The 15,006-nt window shown below is 64.0% G+C and carries 17 protein-coding genes; 12 read left to right on the top strand and 5 right to left on the bottom strand.

Translation table 11 applies throughout. The features are described from left to right. Positions 1-134 precede the first annotated feature (134 nt). The 3 genes from secY to map all read left to right on the top strand — a co-directional run bounded on the left by secY (position 135) and on the right by map (position 2,920). Positions 135-1,445, top strand: a complete 1,311-nt coding sequence (gene secY / locus AC6JAM_RS14765) for a preprotein translocase subunit SecY (protein WP_026265742.1) — start codon at positions 135-137, stop codon at positions 1,443-1,445. Between the two features lie 5 nt (positions 1,446-1,450). Next, complete coding sequence (locus tag AC6JAM_RS14770) at positions 1,451-2,020, top strand: adenylate kinase (protein ID WP_018760442.1); 570 nt, start codon at positions 1,451-1,453, stop codon at positions 2,018-2,020. Positions 2,021-2,092: 72 nt separating this feature from the next. After that, entirely contained in the window at positions 2,093-2,920 is an 828-nt protein-coding gene (gene map / locus AC6JAM_RS14775; protein WP_144600745.1) for a type I methionyl aminopeptidase, read from the top strand. Between the two features lie 108 nt (positions 2,921-3,028). On the opposite strand, the gene AC6JAM_RS14780 is transcribed toward map, so the two are convergent. The 3 genes from AC6JAM_RS14780 to AC6JAM_RS14790 are packed head-to-tail and all read right to left on the bottom strand — an operon-like array spanning position 3,029 to position 6,315. Then, positions 3,029-4,378, bottom strand: a complete 1,350-nt coding sequence (locus tag AC6JAM_RS14780) for an ABC transporter substrate-binding protein (protein WP_018769145.1) — start codon at positions 4,376-4,378, stop codon at positions 3,029-3,031. Positions 4,379-4,438: 60 nt separating this feature from the next. After that, a complete protein-coding gene (locus tag AC6JAM_RS14785; RefSeq protein WP_018769146.1) occupies positions 4,439-5,359 on the bottom strand; it encodes a carbohydrate ABC transporter permease in 921 nt (306 codons plus the stop codon). Further along, entirely contained in the window at positions 5,356-6,315 is a 960-nt protein-coding gene (locus tag AC6JAM_RS14790; RefSeq protein WP_026265743.1) for a carbohydrate ABC transporter permease, read from the bottom strand. Before AC6JAM_RS14790 ends, AC6JAM_RS14785 begins: the two co-directional genes overlap by 4 nt. Positions 6,316-6,530: 215 nt before the next feature. Between AC6JAM_RS14790 and AC6JAM_RS14795 the strand changes: the two genes are divergently transcribed. The 8 genes from AC6JAM_RS14795 to AC6JAM_RS14830 all read left to right on the top strand — a co-directional run bounded on the left by AC6JAM_RS14795 (position 6,531) and on the right by AC6JAM_RS14830 (position 11,779). Beyond that, positions 6,531-7,469, top strand: a complete 939-nt coding sequence (locus AC6JAM_RS14795; protein WP_223992285.1) for a P1 family peptidase — start codon at positions 6,531-6,533, stop codon at positions 7,467-7,469. A gap of 171 nt (positions 7,470-7,640) precedes the next feature. Beyond that, positions 7,641-7,862, top strand: a complete 222-nt coding sequence (gene infA, locus AC6JAM_RS14800; protein ID WP_009358723.1) for a translation initiation factor IF-1 — start codon at positions 7,641-7,643, stop codon at positions 7,860-7,862. Positions 7,863-7,933: 71 nt separating this feature from the next. After that, positions 7,934-8,047: a 50S ribosomal protein L36 gene (gene rpmJ, locus AC6JAM_RS14805; RefSeq protein WP_009358722.1), complete on the top strand. Its 114-nt coding sequence runs from the start codon at positions 7,934-7,936 to the stop codon at positions 8,045-8,047. A gap of 184 nt (positions 8,048-8,231) precedes the next feature. Next, positions 8,232-8,606, top strand: coding sequence for a 30S ribosomal protein S13 (gene rpsM, locus AC6JAM_RS14810; RefSeq protein WP_003803743.1), 375 nt, complete (start codon positions 8,232-8,234; stop codon positions 8,604-8,606). Between the two features lie 54 nt (positions 8,607-8,660). Further along, positions 8,661-9,062, top strand: coding sequence for a 30S ribosomal protein S11 (gene rpsK / locus AC6JAM_RS14815; protein WP_018769149.1), 402 nt, complete (start codon positions 8,661-8,663; stop codon positions 9,060-9,062). Between the two features lie 130 nt (positions 9,063-9,192). After that, entirely contained in the window at positions 9,193-10,203 is a 1,011-nt protein-coding gene (locus AC6JAM_RS14820) for a DNA-directed RNA polymerase subunit alpha (protein ID WP_013601812.1), read from the top strand. Positions 10,204-10,271: 68 nt separating this feature from the next. Further along, positions 10,272-10,853: a 50S ribosomal protein L17 gene (rplQ, locus tag AC6JAM_RS14825; protein WP_026265744.1), complete on the top strand. Its 582-nt coding sequence runs from the start codon at positions 10,272-10,274 to the stop codon at positions 10,851-10,853. Between the two features lie 32 nt (positions 10,854-10,885). Then, entirely contained in the window at positions 10,886-11,779 is an 894-nt protein-coding gene (locus AC6JAM_RS14830) for a tRNA pseudouridine synthase A (RefSeq protein WP_223992282.1), read from the top strand. Here the strand turns inward: AC6JAM_RS14830 and AC6JAM_RS14835 are convergent, their stop codons facing one another. After that, the gene (locus AC6JAM_RS14835; RefSeq protein WP_497935173.1) at positions 11,780-13,447 is read right to left on the bottom strand and encodes a sensor histidine kinase; all 1,668 of its coding nucleotides are present in this window, start codon (positions 13,445-13,447) and stop codon (positions 11,780-11,782) included. It abuts the gene before it with no gap. Positions 13,448-13,700: 253 nt separating this feature from the next. Here AC6JAM_RS14835 and AC6JAM_RS14840 point away from each other — a divergent pair, with 253 nt between their 5' ends. Further along, the gene (locus tag AC6JAM_RS14840; RefSeq protein ID WP_223992278.1) at positions 13,701-14,486 is read left to right on the top strand and encodes a response regulator transcription factor; all 786 of its coding nucleotides are present in this window, start codon (positions 13,701-13,703) and stop codon (positions 14,484-14,486) included. A gap of 3 nt (positions 14,487-14,489) precedes the next feature. On the opposite strand, the gene AC6JAM_RS14845 is transcribed toward AC6JAM_RS14840, so the two are convergent. Further along, on the bottom strand, positions 14,490-14,969 hold the full coding sequence (locus tag AC6JAM_RS14845) for an Hpt domain-containing protein (RefSeq protein WP_018769154.1): 480 nt from the start codon (positions 14,967-14,969) through the stop codon (positions 14,490-14,492). Between the last annotated feature and the right edge of the window lie 37 nt (positions 14,970-15,006).

A 15,006-nucleotide genomic window follows, 5' to 3' on the forward strand; every position in this document is an offset into this window, starting at 1 on the left:
GGCGATATTTTCCTGCCATCCGGCGCATGCGCGCTGGCGCGGATTGTTCGCACGGCACATTCAACCGTTAGACTCGGTTGTCGGGATTTATCAAGTTCCGCACCCCCACTCTTATTGACACCACAGGAGGACGCTTGCTTAGCGCATTTGGCCGGGCCTTTCGCACGCCTGATCTGCGACGCAAGTTGTTGTTCACGCTGGGAATCATCACCATATTCCGCTTGGGTGCTTTCATTCCCTCGCCAGGTGTGAACTACCAGAATGTCCAGCAATGCTTGCAAAACGGTCAGACCGCCGGCGGGCTGTACCAGCTCGTTAACCTCTTCAGCGGCGGTGCGCTGCTCCAGGTGTCCATCTTCGCCCTGGGCATCATGCCCTACATCACGGCCAGCATCATCGTCCAGCTGCTCCGGGTGGTCATTCCCCGGTTCCAGCAGCTTTACGACGAGGGCGCGTCGGGACAGTCCAAGCTGACCCAGTACACCCGCTACCTCACCATCGCGCTGGGCCTGCTCAACGCCACCACGCTGGTGTCCCTGGCCCGCTCCGGGCAGCTGCTTCCCGGCTGCCAGCTGCCGGTGATCCCGGACAACAGCATCATCACCACCATCCTGATCATCATCACGCTGACGGCCGGCACCGGCCTGATCATGTGGATGGGTGAGCTCGTCACCGAGAAGGGCGTGGGCAACGGCATGTCGCTGCTCATCTTCACGTCCATCGCTGCGCAGTTCCCCACCTCGCTGGGTGCCATCTGGACCTCGCAGGGCCCCGGGACCTTCTTCATTGTCCTGGCCGTTGGCCTGCTCACCGTCGCGCTGGTGGTCTTCGTGGAACAGTCCCAGCGGCGCGTTCCGGTCCAGTACGCCAAACGTATGATCGGCCGGCGCACCGTGGGCGGCACCAGCACCTACATTCCCATCAAGGTGAACATGGCCGGTGTCATTCCGGTGATCTTCGCCTCCTCCATGCTCTACATTCCCGGGCTGATCGCACAGTTCAACCAGCCCCGGAACGGCGAGTCGATGCAACCGTGGGTTGAATGGATCAACAACAACCTCACCCGCGGTGACCACCCGATCTATATGGCGGTTTACTTCGTCCTGATCGTGTTCTTCACCTACTTCTACGTCGCGATTACCTTCAACCCTGAAGAAGTCTCAGACAACATGAAGAAGTACGGCGGCTTCATCCCAGGTATCCGCGCCGGCAGGCCGACCGCTGATTACCTGCAGTACGTGCTCTCTCGGATCACCCTGCCCGGCGCCCTCTACCTGGGCTTCGTGGCGCTGATCCCGTTGGTTGCACTGGTACTGATCAACGCAAACCAGAACTTCCCGTTCGGTGGCACCTCGATCCTGATCATGGTGGGCGTTGGGTTGGAGACCGTAAAGCAAATTGATGCGCAGCTACAACAACGTCACTACGAAGGGCTTTTGCGATGACGAGAATGCTGATTATTGGACCTCCCGGTTCCGGAAAAGGAACGCAGGCGGAGCGGATCTCAGAACGCCTCGGCGTTGTGGCCATCTCCACCGGTGACATCTTCCGGGCCAACGTGAAGGGTGAAACCCCTCTGGGCATCGAGGCCAAGAAGTACATGGACAACGGTGACTTTGTTCCGGACAGCGTGACCAACAAGATGGTCCGCGACCGCCTGGGCGAGTCCGACGTCGAGAACGGCTTCCTGCTTGACGGCTACCCGCGCACCACCGCGCAGGTGGACTACCTGGACGAGATCCTCGCCGACGGCGACGAGAAGCTCGACGTGGTCCTGCAGCTGACCGCCGATGACGAGGAACTGGTCCACCGCCTCCTGGGCCGGGCCAAGGAAACAGGCCGGAGCGACGACAACGAAGCCGTCATCCGCCACCGCCTTGACCTGTACCACGAGCAGACCGAAGCCGTGGTGGCAAAGTACGCCGAGCGCGGCATCCTCACCCAGGTTGACGGGATCGGTCCCATCGACGAAGTCACCAACCGCGTAATGCAGGCCATCAAGGCCGCACAGGCAGCCTGACCCCAGGCGCCCGGTTTATCGAGGCTCCTCCCGGCATCCGGGAGGAGCCTCAGCCATTTGAAAGGACACACCATGGCCTTCGGCCAGCCCCGCATCGAATTCAAGAACAACGCCCAGATGCGCACCATGCATGAGGCCGGCCTGGTCCTCAGCCGTGCACTGGATGCCGCCGTTGCCGCCGCGGTGCCGGGGGTCACCACCAAGCACCTGGATGACGTCTTCGCCGCAGTCCTCAACGAGGCAGGTGCCAAGTCCAACTTCCTGGGCTACCACGGCTTCCCCGCTACCATCTGCACGTCCGTCAATGAGGAAGTGGTGCACGGCATCCCCGGCAGCCGCGTCCTGCAGGACGGCGACATCATCTCCATCGACGGCGGCGCGATCGTCAACGGCTGGCATTCGGACTCCGCCCGCACTGTGATCGTGGGAAACGCGGACCCCGAGGACCAGCGGCTGTCCGACGTCACCCATGCAGCGATGTGGCGGGGGATCGCGGCACTGGCAACCGGCACTCATGTGGGAGACATCGGAGCCGCCATCGACGACTACGTTTCATCTGTGCCGGGCAAACCGCTTGGCATCCTGGAGGACTACGTGGGCCACGGCATCGGCTCCGAGATGCACATGGCACCGGACGTCCTGAACTACCGCACCAACCACCGCGGGCCCAAGATCAAACCGGGCCTGTGCCTGGCCATCGAGCCCATGCTGGTCCGCGGCAGCATTGACACGGCAGTCCTGGATGACGACTGGACGGTGGTCACCACCGACGCCAAGCGTTCCTGCCAGTGGGAGCACTCCGTGGCCGTGCACGAAAAAGGCATCTGGGTGCTTTCAGCTCCCGACGGCGGCGCGGAGCACCTGTTGCCCCTCGGCGTCACCCCCGTGCCGATCCCGTAGGCGACGCGCCGATTCCGTAAGCGACGCGCGCCTTCAGGCACGACACGCAAAAGCCCTGGCGACACCTGTAAATGGGTGTCGCCAGGGCTTTTGCGCGTCGGCCAGGTGCTACGACTTCAGTTTCGGCTTCACGTCGCGGTCGTAGATGCTCTGCAGCGTGTTCTTCAGGTCCGTCATGGTGGACTTGACGTCGCCCTGCTGGGTGAGGATCTTGGCGGCGGCCTTGGCCATTTCCTGGTCGGCGCCCGGCAGGAACACCCGGGCGTTGTCCTGGACTTTGGTCACCGCCAGCTGGTCCATGGCGGTCTTGATCTGTGGCGTCTTGGCCAGGACGGCCGCCATGTCCGCGGACTTGCGGGTGGGCATGTAGCCGGTGGCTGCCGAGAACTCCGCCGTGCTCTCCGGCTGGGTGACGAAGTCCAGGAACTTGCCGGCGGCCAGCTGTTCCTCCTTGGTGATCCCGCTGGGGATGCCCAGCCCGGCGCCGCCCGTGGGGCACACGTTCGACTGGGATTTGGGACCGCCCGGCAGGAAGCCAACACCAACGTTGAACTTGGCCGACTTCAGGATCCCCAGCAGCGAACCGGTGGACGAAATGGTGGTGGAGGTCAGCCCGGCCGAGAAGTCATCCGCCGCTTCCTTGGACGAAACACCGGCCCACTTGTCCTTGTAGATGGAGTCCTGCGCCCACTGCAGGGCCGCCACGGAATCGGTGGAGTCGCACGTGATGTTCCATTCCTTGGACCAGCCGCCGCCCCAGCCCCACAGCATGTTCTGCAGCGTCCAGCCCGCGTACCCGGCGAGTGCGGGGTAGATATAGGCGTACTGCGCGCCCGAGCTTGCCTTCAGCTTGGGTGCCCACTGACTGAACTCGTCCCAGGTCTTCGGGGCACGGTCGGGAATTCCAGCCGCCGCAAAGTGGTCCTTGTTGTAGTAGAACAGCGGCGTTGACCGGCCGTAGGGCAGTGCCCACTGCTTTCCGTCGTATTTGTAGTCATTGACCAGCGACTGCTGGAAGTCGTCCATCTTCATGTCCAGCTGCTTGATAAGGCCGTCAACCGGAATGATGCTGCCGTTGGTGTAGTAGCGGAACCACCAGACATCGGACAGGACCACCACGCCCGGCAGGCCCGACTTAGCGGCCTGGGCGGTCTGGAACTTCTGGGCAATTTCCTCGTAGTTGGCACCGGCGGTGACCAGGTTGACGGTGATGTCCGGGTTCTTGGCGTGGAATTTGTCGATCAGGCTCTTCTCCACCTCCTGGGACTGGCCAGGGTGGCTGGACCAGAAGTCGATCTTGGCGGCGGGCTTCACGCCGTTGAAGTCGATCTCGGCTGCCTGGGAGGTAGCCTGGCCGCCGCCGGTTGTTGATGGTCCGCCGCATGCGGCCAGGGCAGCTGCAGAGGCGGATACCCCTGCCAGGCCCAGGAAATGCCTCCGGTCCAGGTGCAGTGTCATGACGGTTCCTTTCGGTTGTTGCCTTGGTAAAGGTTGGAAAGTACGACGGCGGCCGGCAGCTTAGCCGGTTACGCTGCCCTGGGTGAGGCCCGCAACGATGTAGCGCTGGAGGGCCGCGAAGATGATCAGGATGGGAACGATGACCAGGACCGCCCCGGCCATGAGGACGCCCCAGCCGGCGGCGTTGCTTTCGTTGTTCTGCAGCAGGGTGAGACCCACGGGCAGGGTCATGGTTTCGGGGCGGTCCGTGATGATGAGGGGCCAGATGTAGTCATTCCATTCGGTCACGATCGTCACCAGCGCCACGGTGGCGATGGACGGGACCGAGACGGGAACCACGATCTGCCAGAGCCGGCGCCAGTGGCCGGCACCGTCCACCTCGGCCGATTCCAGGATGGAGGCGGGAAGCGTGCGGAAGTGCTGGCGGAGCAGGAACGTTCCGAACGCGGTGCCAAGGCCGGGGAGGATGATGCCCCACAGCGTGTTCTTCCCGCCGATGCCGGCGATCAGGATGAAGTTGGGCAGGATGGACACCTGCGGCGGCACCATGAGGGCCACCAGGATCAGCAGGAAGATGAAGTTCCGGAACGGGAAGCGGACAAACACCAGGGCATAGGCCGTCAGGATCGCCAGCAGCACCTTGATGGTGGCCCCGGCCAGGGTAACGATGGTGCTGTTCAGGAAGAACTGCCCAAACGGCACCGTGGTCATGGCGGTCCGGTAGTTCTGCAGGTCCAGGCTTTCAGGGAGGATCTTCAGGTCCGTGGTGACGATCTCGCCGGACGTCTTGAAGGAGCTCAGGACCATCCACAGGAGGGGCAGGAACACCACCAGGGTGGCCACGAGCAGCGGCAGGTAGCCGGCCACCACGGTCCGGATGAGGTTGCGGCGGGAGAACGGCCGGTCACGGTGGAGGCTTGGCTCCGGTCCGGCAATGGCGGGAGCTGCGGGGTCGGGGCTGACCGGGGAAAGGGAAGTCACGAGTAATGCACCTTTCGTTCCACGAACCGCAGCTGCAGCACGGTGATCACCAGGAGGATTGCGAACAGGACCACGGAAATGGCTGCCGAGTAGCCGGCCCTGTTGTACGCCCCGAAGGCCTGCAGGTAGGCCTCGTAGATCAGGGTGCTGGTGCCGGTGCCCAGCGGCGTCATGATCCGGATGAGGTCGAAGGCCTGCAGCGAGCTGAGCATGGTGGTGATCAGGAGGAAAAACGTGGTGGGGGACAGCAGCGGCAGCGAGATGCTGACAAAGCGGCGGAATCCGTTGGCGCCGTCCAGGGACGCGGCTTCCATGACATCCGCCGGGAGGGACTGGAGCCCCGCAAGGTACACCACGGCGCAGTAGCCCAGGTTTTTCCAGACGTAGACCAGGATCACCATGACCAGCGAGAGTTGGGGGTCGTTGATCCACTGCGGGCTCTGCTGCCCGATGCCGCGCAGCAGCCAGGCCAGGACGCCGTAGCCGGGGTCGAAGATGAACAGCCACACCAGGCCCACGCCGACGCCGGAGAGTACGTACGGGGCAAAGACGGCCGAACGGGCGAAGGTGGTGCCGCGGACCTTCGCGTTCAGTGCCAGCGCCACCAGCAGGCCCAGCACCATGGAGCCGCCCACCGTGACCACGGTGAACACAGCCGTGGTCCCCAGGACTTTCGGCGCATCATTGCTGGTGAAGAAGGTGACGTAGTTGCTGAGGCCAACCACGGTGGCCGTGGGGGAGCCAAGGGTCCAGTCGAGGGTGGAGTAATAGATATTGCTGAACAGCGGCCGGTAGGTGAAGACGGCGATCAGCACCAGGTTGGGCAGCGCCATGGCCAGGAAGACAAAGAAGTCCCTGCGGGTCCGTGCAGTCCACCGGCGCTTAGGGATTTTCGCGGACCGCCCCGGAGGCCTCTTGGGTTTGGCGGCGGGGTGGGGGGCGAGTTGACGGGTCATGCGTGTCTCTCCCGGGTTGGGAGCCTGCTCGTGGCCGGCCCTGGCTTGATCTAGGGACTACTACACCAGACCGTCAGGGGGCTGAAACCCGCATATGCCCTTGTCAGGGGACTGTTATCCAAGGCTTCGTCGCCCGTTAACGCTGTGTTGAATGCAGTCTCGCACAAAGTCCCGCGATGCGGCAGGGGCGCGCTCACAGAGGGGAGAATAGGGGAATGGGAACCATCACCGACGTGCCGGGCATCCGGGTAGGCCAGGTCCACAAGGACAGCGGGGGCTGGCTGACCGGCGTCACCGTGGTCCTGCCGCCGCCGGGCTGCGTGGGTTCGGTGGAGGTCCAGGGCGGCGGCCCTGCCACACATGAAACGGACGCCCTTGACCCCACCACCCTGGTCAGGGCGGTGGACGCCGTGGTGCTGACCGGCGGCAGCGCCTACGGGCTGGCGTCCGCGGCCGGTGCCCAGCGCTGGTGCGAGGAGAATGGGCGGGGGTTCGCCGTTCCCGGGGGCGTCGTGCCCATCGTCCCCGCTGCCGCGATCTTCGACCTTGGCAGGGGCGGCGACTTCAAGGCACGGCCGACGCCGGACATGGGCTACGCGGCAACGGCCGCCGCGGCAGCACAGAAGGAAGGGCACGTCGTCGAACGCGGCAACGTGGGTGCCGGAACCGGGGCACTTATTGGCAGGGGGCAATACAAAGGGGGAGTTGGCACGGCGTCGGTCACGCTGGAGAACGGGGTAGTGGTCGGCGCGCTGGCCATAGTCAACGCGCTCGGGCTCCCGTTCGACCAGACCAAACCTGGCTTTCCAGCGCCAATCAAAGCAGCGGCCACGACGAACACCACCCTTGCCGTGGTGGCCACGAACGCCGTCCTTGATGCGGCCGAGTGCAAGCGCACGGCGGCTGCCTCGCACGCGGGGATTGCCCGTGCCTTGAATCCCAGCCACACCCTCGCCGACGGGGACACCGTTTTTTGCCTGGCGACCGGTGCCGTGGCACTGGACCGCTCGGACGAAGCTGCCCGGCAGGTCAGCCTTATTACGCTGCAGAGTGCGGCAGCCGACGTCGTCCGCCTGGCCATCCTGGACGGCGTGGCCAGCGCTGCAGGCGTCAGCACTCCAGCAGGCGAATATGGTGCCTACCGCCCGGCGTAGGCTACTATGGCCGATTTAACTTTTACCGGCCAACGGGGTAGTGTTGTTTGTTGGTTGTCTGGACTGCCACGCCCTTTTGGGCCTGGAGGCGGCAATCGATCCAACAAAAACGTTCGTGGTCATGCCCGGTGCATTCCGGCGGGACTGCGGCAACAACAGTTAGCGGAGGGTATGGCCAAGAAGGACGGGGTCATTGAGATCGAAGGCGTTGTGACCGAGGCGCTGCCTAACGCGATGTTTCGCGTTGAGCTCACCAACAAGCACATCGTTCTGGCACACATCTCTGGAAAGATGCGTCAGCACTACATCCGAATCCTCCCCGAGGACCGCGTAGTGGTGGAGCTGAGCCCGTACGACCTCACCCGTGGTCGTATCGTCTACCGCTACAAGTAAATTGCTGGGCGGCTTCAGCACAAGCTGACCGCTGCTCCAGTTGACCACACTGCTACACGCAAAGGAACGCCATGAAGGTCAAGCCGAGCGTCAAGCAGATCTGCGAAAAGTGCAAAGTGATCCGCCGTAATGGCCGGGTCATGGTGATCTGCGAGAACCCGCGCCACAAGCAGCGCCAGGGCTAATTTCCTTCCCTGAAGGAAATCCTGGGTTGCTAACCCACGCAAGTAAATAAAGGCAGCACAAGCTGATCTGGAACATTGAGCTCGAAAGAGTCCGGACAGCTAACCCCCGGTCGGAGGCTGGGGCCGCATGGAACATGCGGGTGTACTGCCTACGACCTCCGGTTTATCAAGGAGTACTGCCACTATGGCTCGTCTCGCTGGCGTAGACATTCCCCGCGAAAAGCGGCTGGAAATTGCGCTTACTTACATCTACGGCGTGGGCAAGACCCGTGCACACGAAACCCTGGCTGCCACGGGCATCAGCGCTGACGTTCGCGTCAAGGACCTGACTGACGCCCAGTTGGTTGAGCTGCGTGACTACATTGAAGGCAACTACAAGGTTGAGGGTGACCTTCGCCGCGAAGTAGCAGCAGATATCCGCCGCAAGGTTGAAATCGGCAGCTACGAAGGCCTGCGCCACCGCAAGGGCCTGCCCGTACGCGGTCAGCGTACGAAGACCAACGCACGTACCCGCAAGGGCCCGAAGCGTACCGTCGCCGGCAAGAAGAAGGCCCGTTAAAATCCCCGCTCGGGATTTACGGACTTTCCCCAATAACTTTCTGTAGGAGAAAAAATGCCCCCGAAGACTCGTGGCGCGGTTCGCAAGCCGCGTAAGAAGGACAAGAAGAATATCGCGCTTGGCCAGGCGCACATCAAGAGCACCTTTAACAACACCATCGTTTCCATCACGGATCCGAACGGCGCTGTTATTTCCTGGGCTTCCTCCGGTGAGGTTGGCTTCAAGGGCTCGCGCAAGTCCACCCCGTTCGCTGCACAGATGGCTGCCGAAGCCGCTGCCAAGCGTGCGCAGGAGCACGGCATGCGCAAGGTAGACGTTTTCGTCAAGGGACCGGGTTCCGGTCGCGAGACGGCAATCCGTTCGCTGCAGGCCGCAGGCCTCGAGGTTGGCTCCATCCAGGACGTCACCCCCGCAGCCCACAACGGCTGCCGCCCGCCGAAGCGCCGCCGCGTCTAATTCTTTTCCGCAGCAGGAGCTTGCCCGGACCAGCGATGGTCCGGGCAAGCCCAGCGCGTTAAGTCTTCAGACCGAATTTCCACCACCTGTGTTGCGTCATATAGCGGATGCTCGCCGAAAGGAAACCTAAGTGCTCATTGCACAGCGCCCCACCCTCTCCGAAGAGGTAGTCTCCGAAAACCGTTCGCGTTTCATCATCGAACCGCTGGAACCGGGCTTCGGCTACACCCTCGGAAACTCCCTCCGCCGTACCCTGCTCTCCTCCATCCCCGGTGCTGCCGTAACCAGCATCCGGATCGATGGTGTGCTGCACGAGTTCACCACGGTTCCGGGTGTCAAGGAAGATGTCACCGAGATCATCCTTAACATCAAGAGCCTGTCGGTTTCCTCCGAGCACGACGAGCCCGTCGTGGCTTACCTGCGCAAGCAGGGCCCCGGAGTCGTCACCGCCGCGGACATCGCTCCGCCGGCCGGCGTCGAATTCCACAACCCGGATCTGCACATCGCCACGCTGAACTCGAAGGGCAAGTTCGAACTCGAACTGACCATCGAGCGCGGCCGCGGCTACGTTTCGGCAGCTCAGAACAAGTCCGGCGATGCAGAGATCGGCCGTATCCCGGTCGACTCCATCTACTCGCCGGTGCTGAAGGTTACTTTCCGCGTGGAAGCAACCCGTGTTGAGCAGCGCACCGACTTCGACAAGCTGATTGTCGACGTCGAGACCAAGCAGGCCATCGCCCCGCGCGATGCCGTCGCTTCCGCAGGCACCACCCTGGTGGAACTGTTCGGTCTGGCCCGTGAGCTGAACACCGCAGCTGAAGGTATCGAGATCGGCCCGTCGCCCACCGACGCTGCCCTGGCAGCCGACATGGCACTGCCGATCGAGGATCTGGACCTCACCGTCCGTTCCTACAACTGCCTCAAGCGTGAGGGCATCCACACCGTGGGTGAACTCGTTGCCCGCTCCGAGGCTGACCTGATGGACATCCGCAACTTCGGTGCAAAGTCCATTGACGAGGTCAAGGCAAAGCTGGTTGAACTGGGCCTGTCCCTCAAGGACTCGCCTCCCGGTTTTGACCTCGCAGCACGCGCCGCAGCAATCGAAGAGGACGACGCCGCCTTCGGCGACGACGAACTCTAAACCAGACCTTGGCCGGAGGGCAGCACCACGGTGTGCCGCCCACGGCTTCCACATGAGGAGAAACAATTATGCCTACCCCCACTAAGGGTCCGCGCCTCGGAGGCGGCCCGGCTCACGAGCGCCTCATGCTCGCGAACCTGGCAGCATCCCTGTTCGAGCACAAGCGGATCACCACCACGGTGACCAAGGCCAAGCGCCTGAAGCCGTACGCAGAGCGCCTGGTGACCTTCGCCAAGCGTGGCGACCTCGCTTCCCGCCGCCGCGTTCTCGGCCTGATCAGCAACAAGGGCATCGTCCACGAGCTGTTCACCGACATCGCCCAGGCTGTGGAGAACCGCGATGGCGGCTACACCCGCATCACCAAGATCGGCAACCGTAAGGGCGACAACGCTCCCATGGCTGTCATCGAACTGGTCCTCGAGCCGGTTTCCGCCAAGCAGGCCGTCGTAGCCGAGGCTACCTCCGCTGCCAAGCGCGATGCCGACAAGAAGGAAGCTGCTGCTGCACCCGTTGCAGAAGAAGCTCCCGAGGCTGAGGCCGTGGAGACCGAAGCTGCTGAGGCTCCGGCTGAAGAGGCTGCAACCGAAGAGGCTCCCGCCGCTGAGGAAGCTCCCGAGGCTCCCGCCGCCGAAGAGAAGGACGCGAAGTAATTCGCTGATTCTCTTCGCATAGACTTAGGTCTGTGAACCACCAAAAACCCGCGGCCCCCGTTCCAGGGGGCGGCGGGTTTTTGCGTATCCGGCTTGACCTTTCGTACGACGGCGGCCCGTTCAGCGGGTGGGCACTGCAACCGGGACGGCGCACCATCCAGGGCGTCCTGGAAGAGGCGATCGCCCTGTTGGTACGCCGTCCGGTGCGTGTCACCGTGGCGGGACGGACCGACGCCGGCGTGCACGCCCGCGGCCAGGTGGTCCACCTGGACCTCACCGAAGACGAGTGGCAGAACCTGCCGCGCGGGCACGAACTGGATCCCGCCGTCGCCATGCTGCGCAGGCTCCGCGGGGCATTGAACCGGGCCCTGGGCGATCTTCACGGGGCCGTGGAAGTGCATGACATCTCGTTGGCACCTGTGGGCTTTGACGCCCGCTTCTCGGCTCTCTGGCGCCGCTACAGCTACCGGATCGCAGACGGGCCCGCCCTGTGGGATCCGTTGGAGCGGTATTTCACGTTGTGGCACAAGAATCCGCTGGACGTGGGACTGCTGAACGAGGGCGCCTCGCAGCTGCTGGGCCTGCAGAACTTCCTGTCTTTCTGCAAGCCGCGCGAAGGCGCCACCACCATCCGGGAACTCCAGCGGTTTGAGTTCAGGCGCGGCGAGGACCGTGTCATTGTCGCCACCGTCCAGGCTGATGCGTTCTGCCACAACATGGTGCGCGCCCTCATCGGCTCCGCGCTGTACGTGGGTGAAGGCGTTGTGGAGCCGGGCTGGCTGCACGAACGGCTGCTGCTGCAGAAGCGGGACGCCAAGTCGGTCTTGGCCGCCCCGCATCCGTTGGTGCTTGAGGAAGTGGCCTACCCCTCGGACAGCGAGCTCCTGGCCCGCGCCGAACAGACCCGGGCGCTCCGCGAGCCCTGACTAGAACGCCGGGGGTGGGCCCTCGGCCGGCAGCGTCACCGTAAACGTGCTGCCTTGGCCCTCGCCGCTCTCGCAGGCGATCGTCCCGCCGTGCCGCTCCACAATCATTCGGGTGATTGACAGACCCAGACCTGCGCCCGGGATGGCGGCCTTCCGGGCGGTCTCGGCGCGGAAGAACCGGTTGAAAGCCCTCGCCGCGTCCTCGCTGGACATGCCCATCCCGGTGTCCGTGATGCTCAGCCGGACCCACTGCCGGTCCGCGTCCGCGCTGATGCTGACCTTGCCGCCGTCGGGCGAGTACTTGATGGCGTTGGAGACCAAGTTGTCCAGCACCTGTCCGATCCGGAGCGGATCCGCGTAGGCCCACAGCGGCGAGGGGACGTCGGCGGCGATCTCCACGTGGGAGCGTTGCGCCAGGGCTTGGGCGGAACCCAGGCTGGTCTCCACCAGGCTGGCCAGGTCGGTCCGCTTTGGGTGGACGTTCAAGGTGGTGGAGGCGGAGGCCGTCAGGTCGGCCACCAGGTCCAGCAGCCGTTCCGCGTTGCGCTGCACCACGAGCAGTCGCTGGGCCACCTGCCGGGGCAGGCTGTCGGCGTCGTCCAGGACCAGGTCCACGTTGCCCAGAATCGAGTTCAGTGGGTTCTTGAACTCGTGCGAGACGTTGGACACCAGCTCCTGGTTCGCGGCCAGGGACTCCACCCAGCCGGTGACGTCCGTGTAGACCACCACTGCCCCGGTCAGCCGGCCGTCCTCGCCGACCAGCGGGCGGGCGGCGGTTGATATGGCGCGCTGCTCCGGGCCTTCGCCGGCCCACACCAGGTAGTCGGCGAAGGACTCACCTGCCATGGCCCTGTTGATGGGCCGCCGGTCCCGGGGGAGCAGCGTGCGCCGGTCCTGTCCAAAGATGAGCTGGTGCCCCTGGCCGGGGAGGGCGTCGTCAGCGCCTGTGACACGGCGGAAGTTGCGCTGGCGGCTGTTGGACACCAGGAAGTGGCCGGAGCGGTCGACGGCGGCAATTCCGACGTCGGTGGCCTCCAATACAGTTTCGAGCAGCTTCTCCCGTTCCCGGCTTGCGGCCAGCAGTTCGCGGAGTTCACGGTCCTTGTCCGCCAGTTCACGCTGCTGCTGCCGGAGGCTTACGCTCGCGAAGCGGATGGCCAGGGATACGGCGAGCATCATCACGGGAAAGAGCAGGACGGTGGTGAGGTCCGAGGCCGTGACGGTGGGGAGATGGCCCACGGCAGATGGAACCATGATCAGGAAGGGCCCCACAAAACTGAGCACCAGGCTGCTGCGCGCCAGCATGCCGGAGGCGGAAAGCCAGATGACCGGGAAGACCACCAGTACCGCGAGGCCCGGCAGGAGCGGAGCGGCGCCGTTGCGCAGGAACCCGATCAGCGCGAAGTCCAGCACGGGGATCAGCAGGTATGGGCGGTGCGCCAGGCGTTCCCAGGGAACCAGGAAGCAGCCCAGGAACAAAACCGCGTTCAGGGCAAGGCCGGCCACGTACAAGGGGGAGTGCATGAGCGAGGGCCAGGCGAAGGGGGTGGCCACGGCAATGACAAGCACAAGGAAGGTAAGGGGGAGCTGGCACAGCGCCACTTGGGCGCGGGTTCCCAGCCGCCGGAAGATGCGTCCGGGTCCACGCTGGAACAACGGCTCGGCCATGTTTCTGACTCGTACCCCTTTAGGTCCGGAAAGCAGGCGCCGCCAAGATGTAGCAATTCCCCCCAGTTACCTTGGCCAGCACCCTTTCCCTTGGATAATGCACATGTCTTGTCATAGTAATTGACTTTTCAATTTTCAGTGTCGATTCGTATGTGAACAGCCGGGCTTACTAGTAGCGTATAAATTGTTGGAGCGGGAATGGCATTGGCGCTGGGCCAATGGGGGGCCATCTCCGCCTGGCGCAGGGGTAGCAATGGACGATCTTGGTGTAGCGGTGGTTATCGAGGACGACGACGACGTACGCAACCTCCTCGAAGGTGTCTTGACCCAGGCGGGCTTCGAAGTTCATACGGCGGCTGACGGACGGGCCGGGGTTGAGGTGGTCCGCACTAAGCAGGCCAACGTTGTGACGCTGGATATCGGCCTGCCGGATATCGACGGGTTCGAGGTTTTGCGGCGAATCCGGAATTTCAGCAACGCGTACGTGGTCATGCTGACTGGCCGGACCGACGAACCGGACCTGCTGTCAGCACTGAATGCGGGCGCGGATGACTATATCGCCAAGCCGTTCAGGCCCAGGGAACTCCGGGCAAGGGTGGCAGCCATGATGCGCAGGCCGCGCCACGAGGTGAACGAGCAGCATGAATCCGCGTCACACGGGGGCCAGGCACCGGTTCCTGCCGCCACGCAGTCCGAGCCCGGCGTCCTGCGGCACAACGGACTCCTGTTGAACCACCGGACACGCACCGTGGAGGTTAAGGGCGAGCCGCTGGGCCTGACCCGCAGCGAGTTCGACCTGCTCCACGTGTTGCTGAAGGGCGGTGGTGCCGTGTGCACCAGGGCGGACCTGGTGCGGGCGGTGCGGGGCGATTTCTATGACCGGGACACCTACATCAGCGAGGCGGACGAGCGGGCGGTGGAGGTCCACGTGGGAAACCTGCGGCGCAAGCTCAAAGAGGACCAGTTGTCCCCGCGCTGGCTGCAGACAGTCCGTGGGGTGGGTTACCGGCTGGCGCCGAGGCGGCCGGACGATGCTTAACTGCTAGCCGTTCTCCATGATGTAGGTTGACTGCAGTTCGGACACGGTGCGTGCCCCGTCCTGGGCCACGCCTGCCATCATCGCCTGCCCCTGGACAAAGTCACCCCGCCGGATCAGGCCCTCCAGGAGTTCGGCGAGCTTTGCCAGCCGTACCCCGCCCACCATGGCGGAACTGATTTTGAGGCTGATGACCGCGTCCAGGGCAGAGTCCCCGTCCCGGCTCAGCACCGCTGTTCCCAGCCGGGCCAGCCGCACGTCCCACATGGCCGCGTAGTCCCTGGCGAAGCGCTGCGCCAGTCCGGACCCGGCCAGCTCATCTTCGAGTTCCGCCAGCACTGCGGCATCAACCAACGGCAAGAGAGCGGCCGCTTCCAGTGAGGGGTCCACGCCGGCGGGAGCGGGAGCGGGAGGAAAACCGACCCCGGACAGCGGGAAGTCCGCAGCGGGGCTCTTTCCGCTGGAACCGGGATCGGGACTGTTCATTGTTCAAGGCTACTTCCTGGAAATGCTTCGGGGTCCT

This window comes from Arthrobacter sp. GmRoot5-12 (assembly GCF_059739365.1).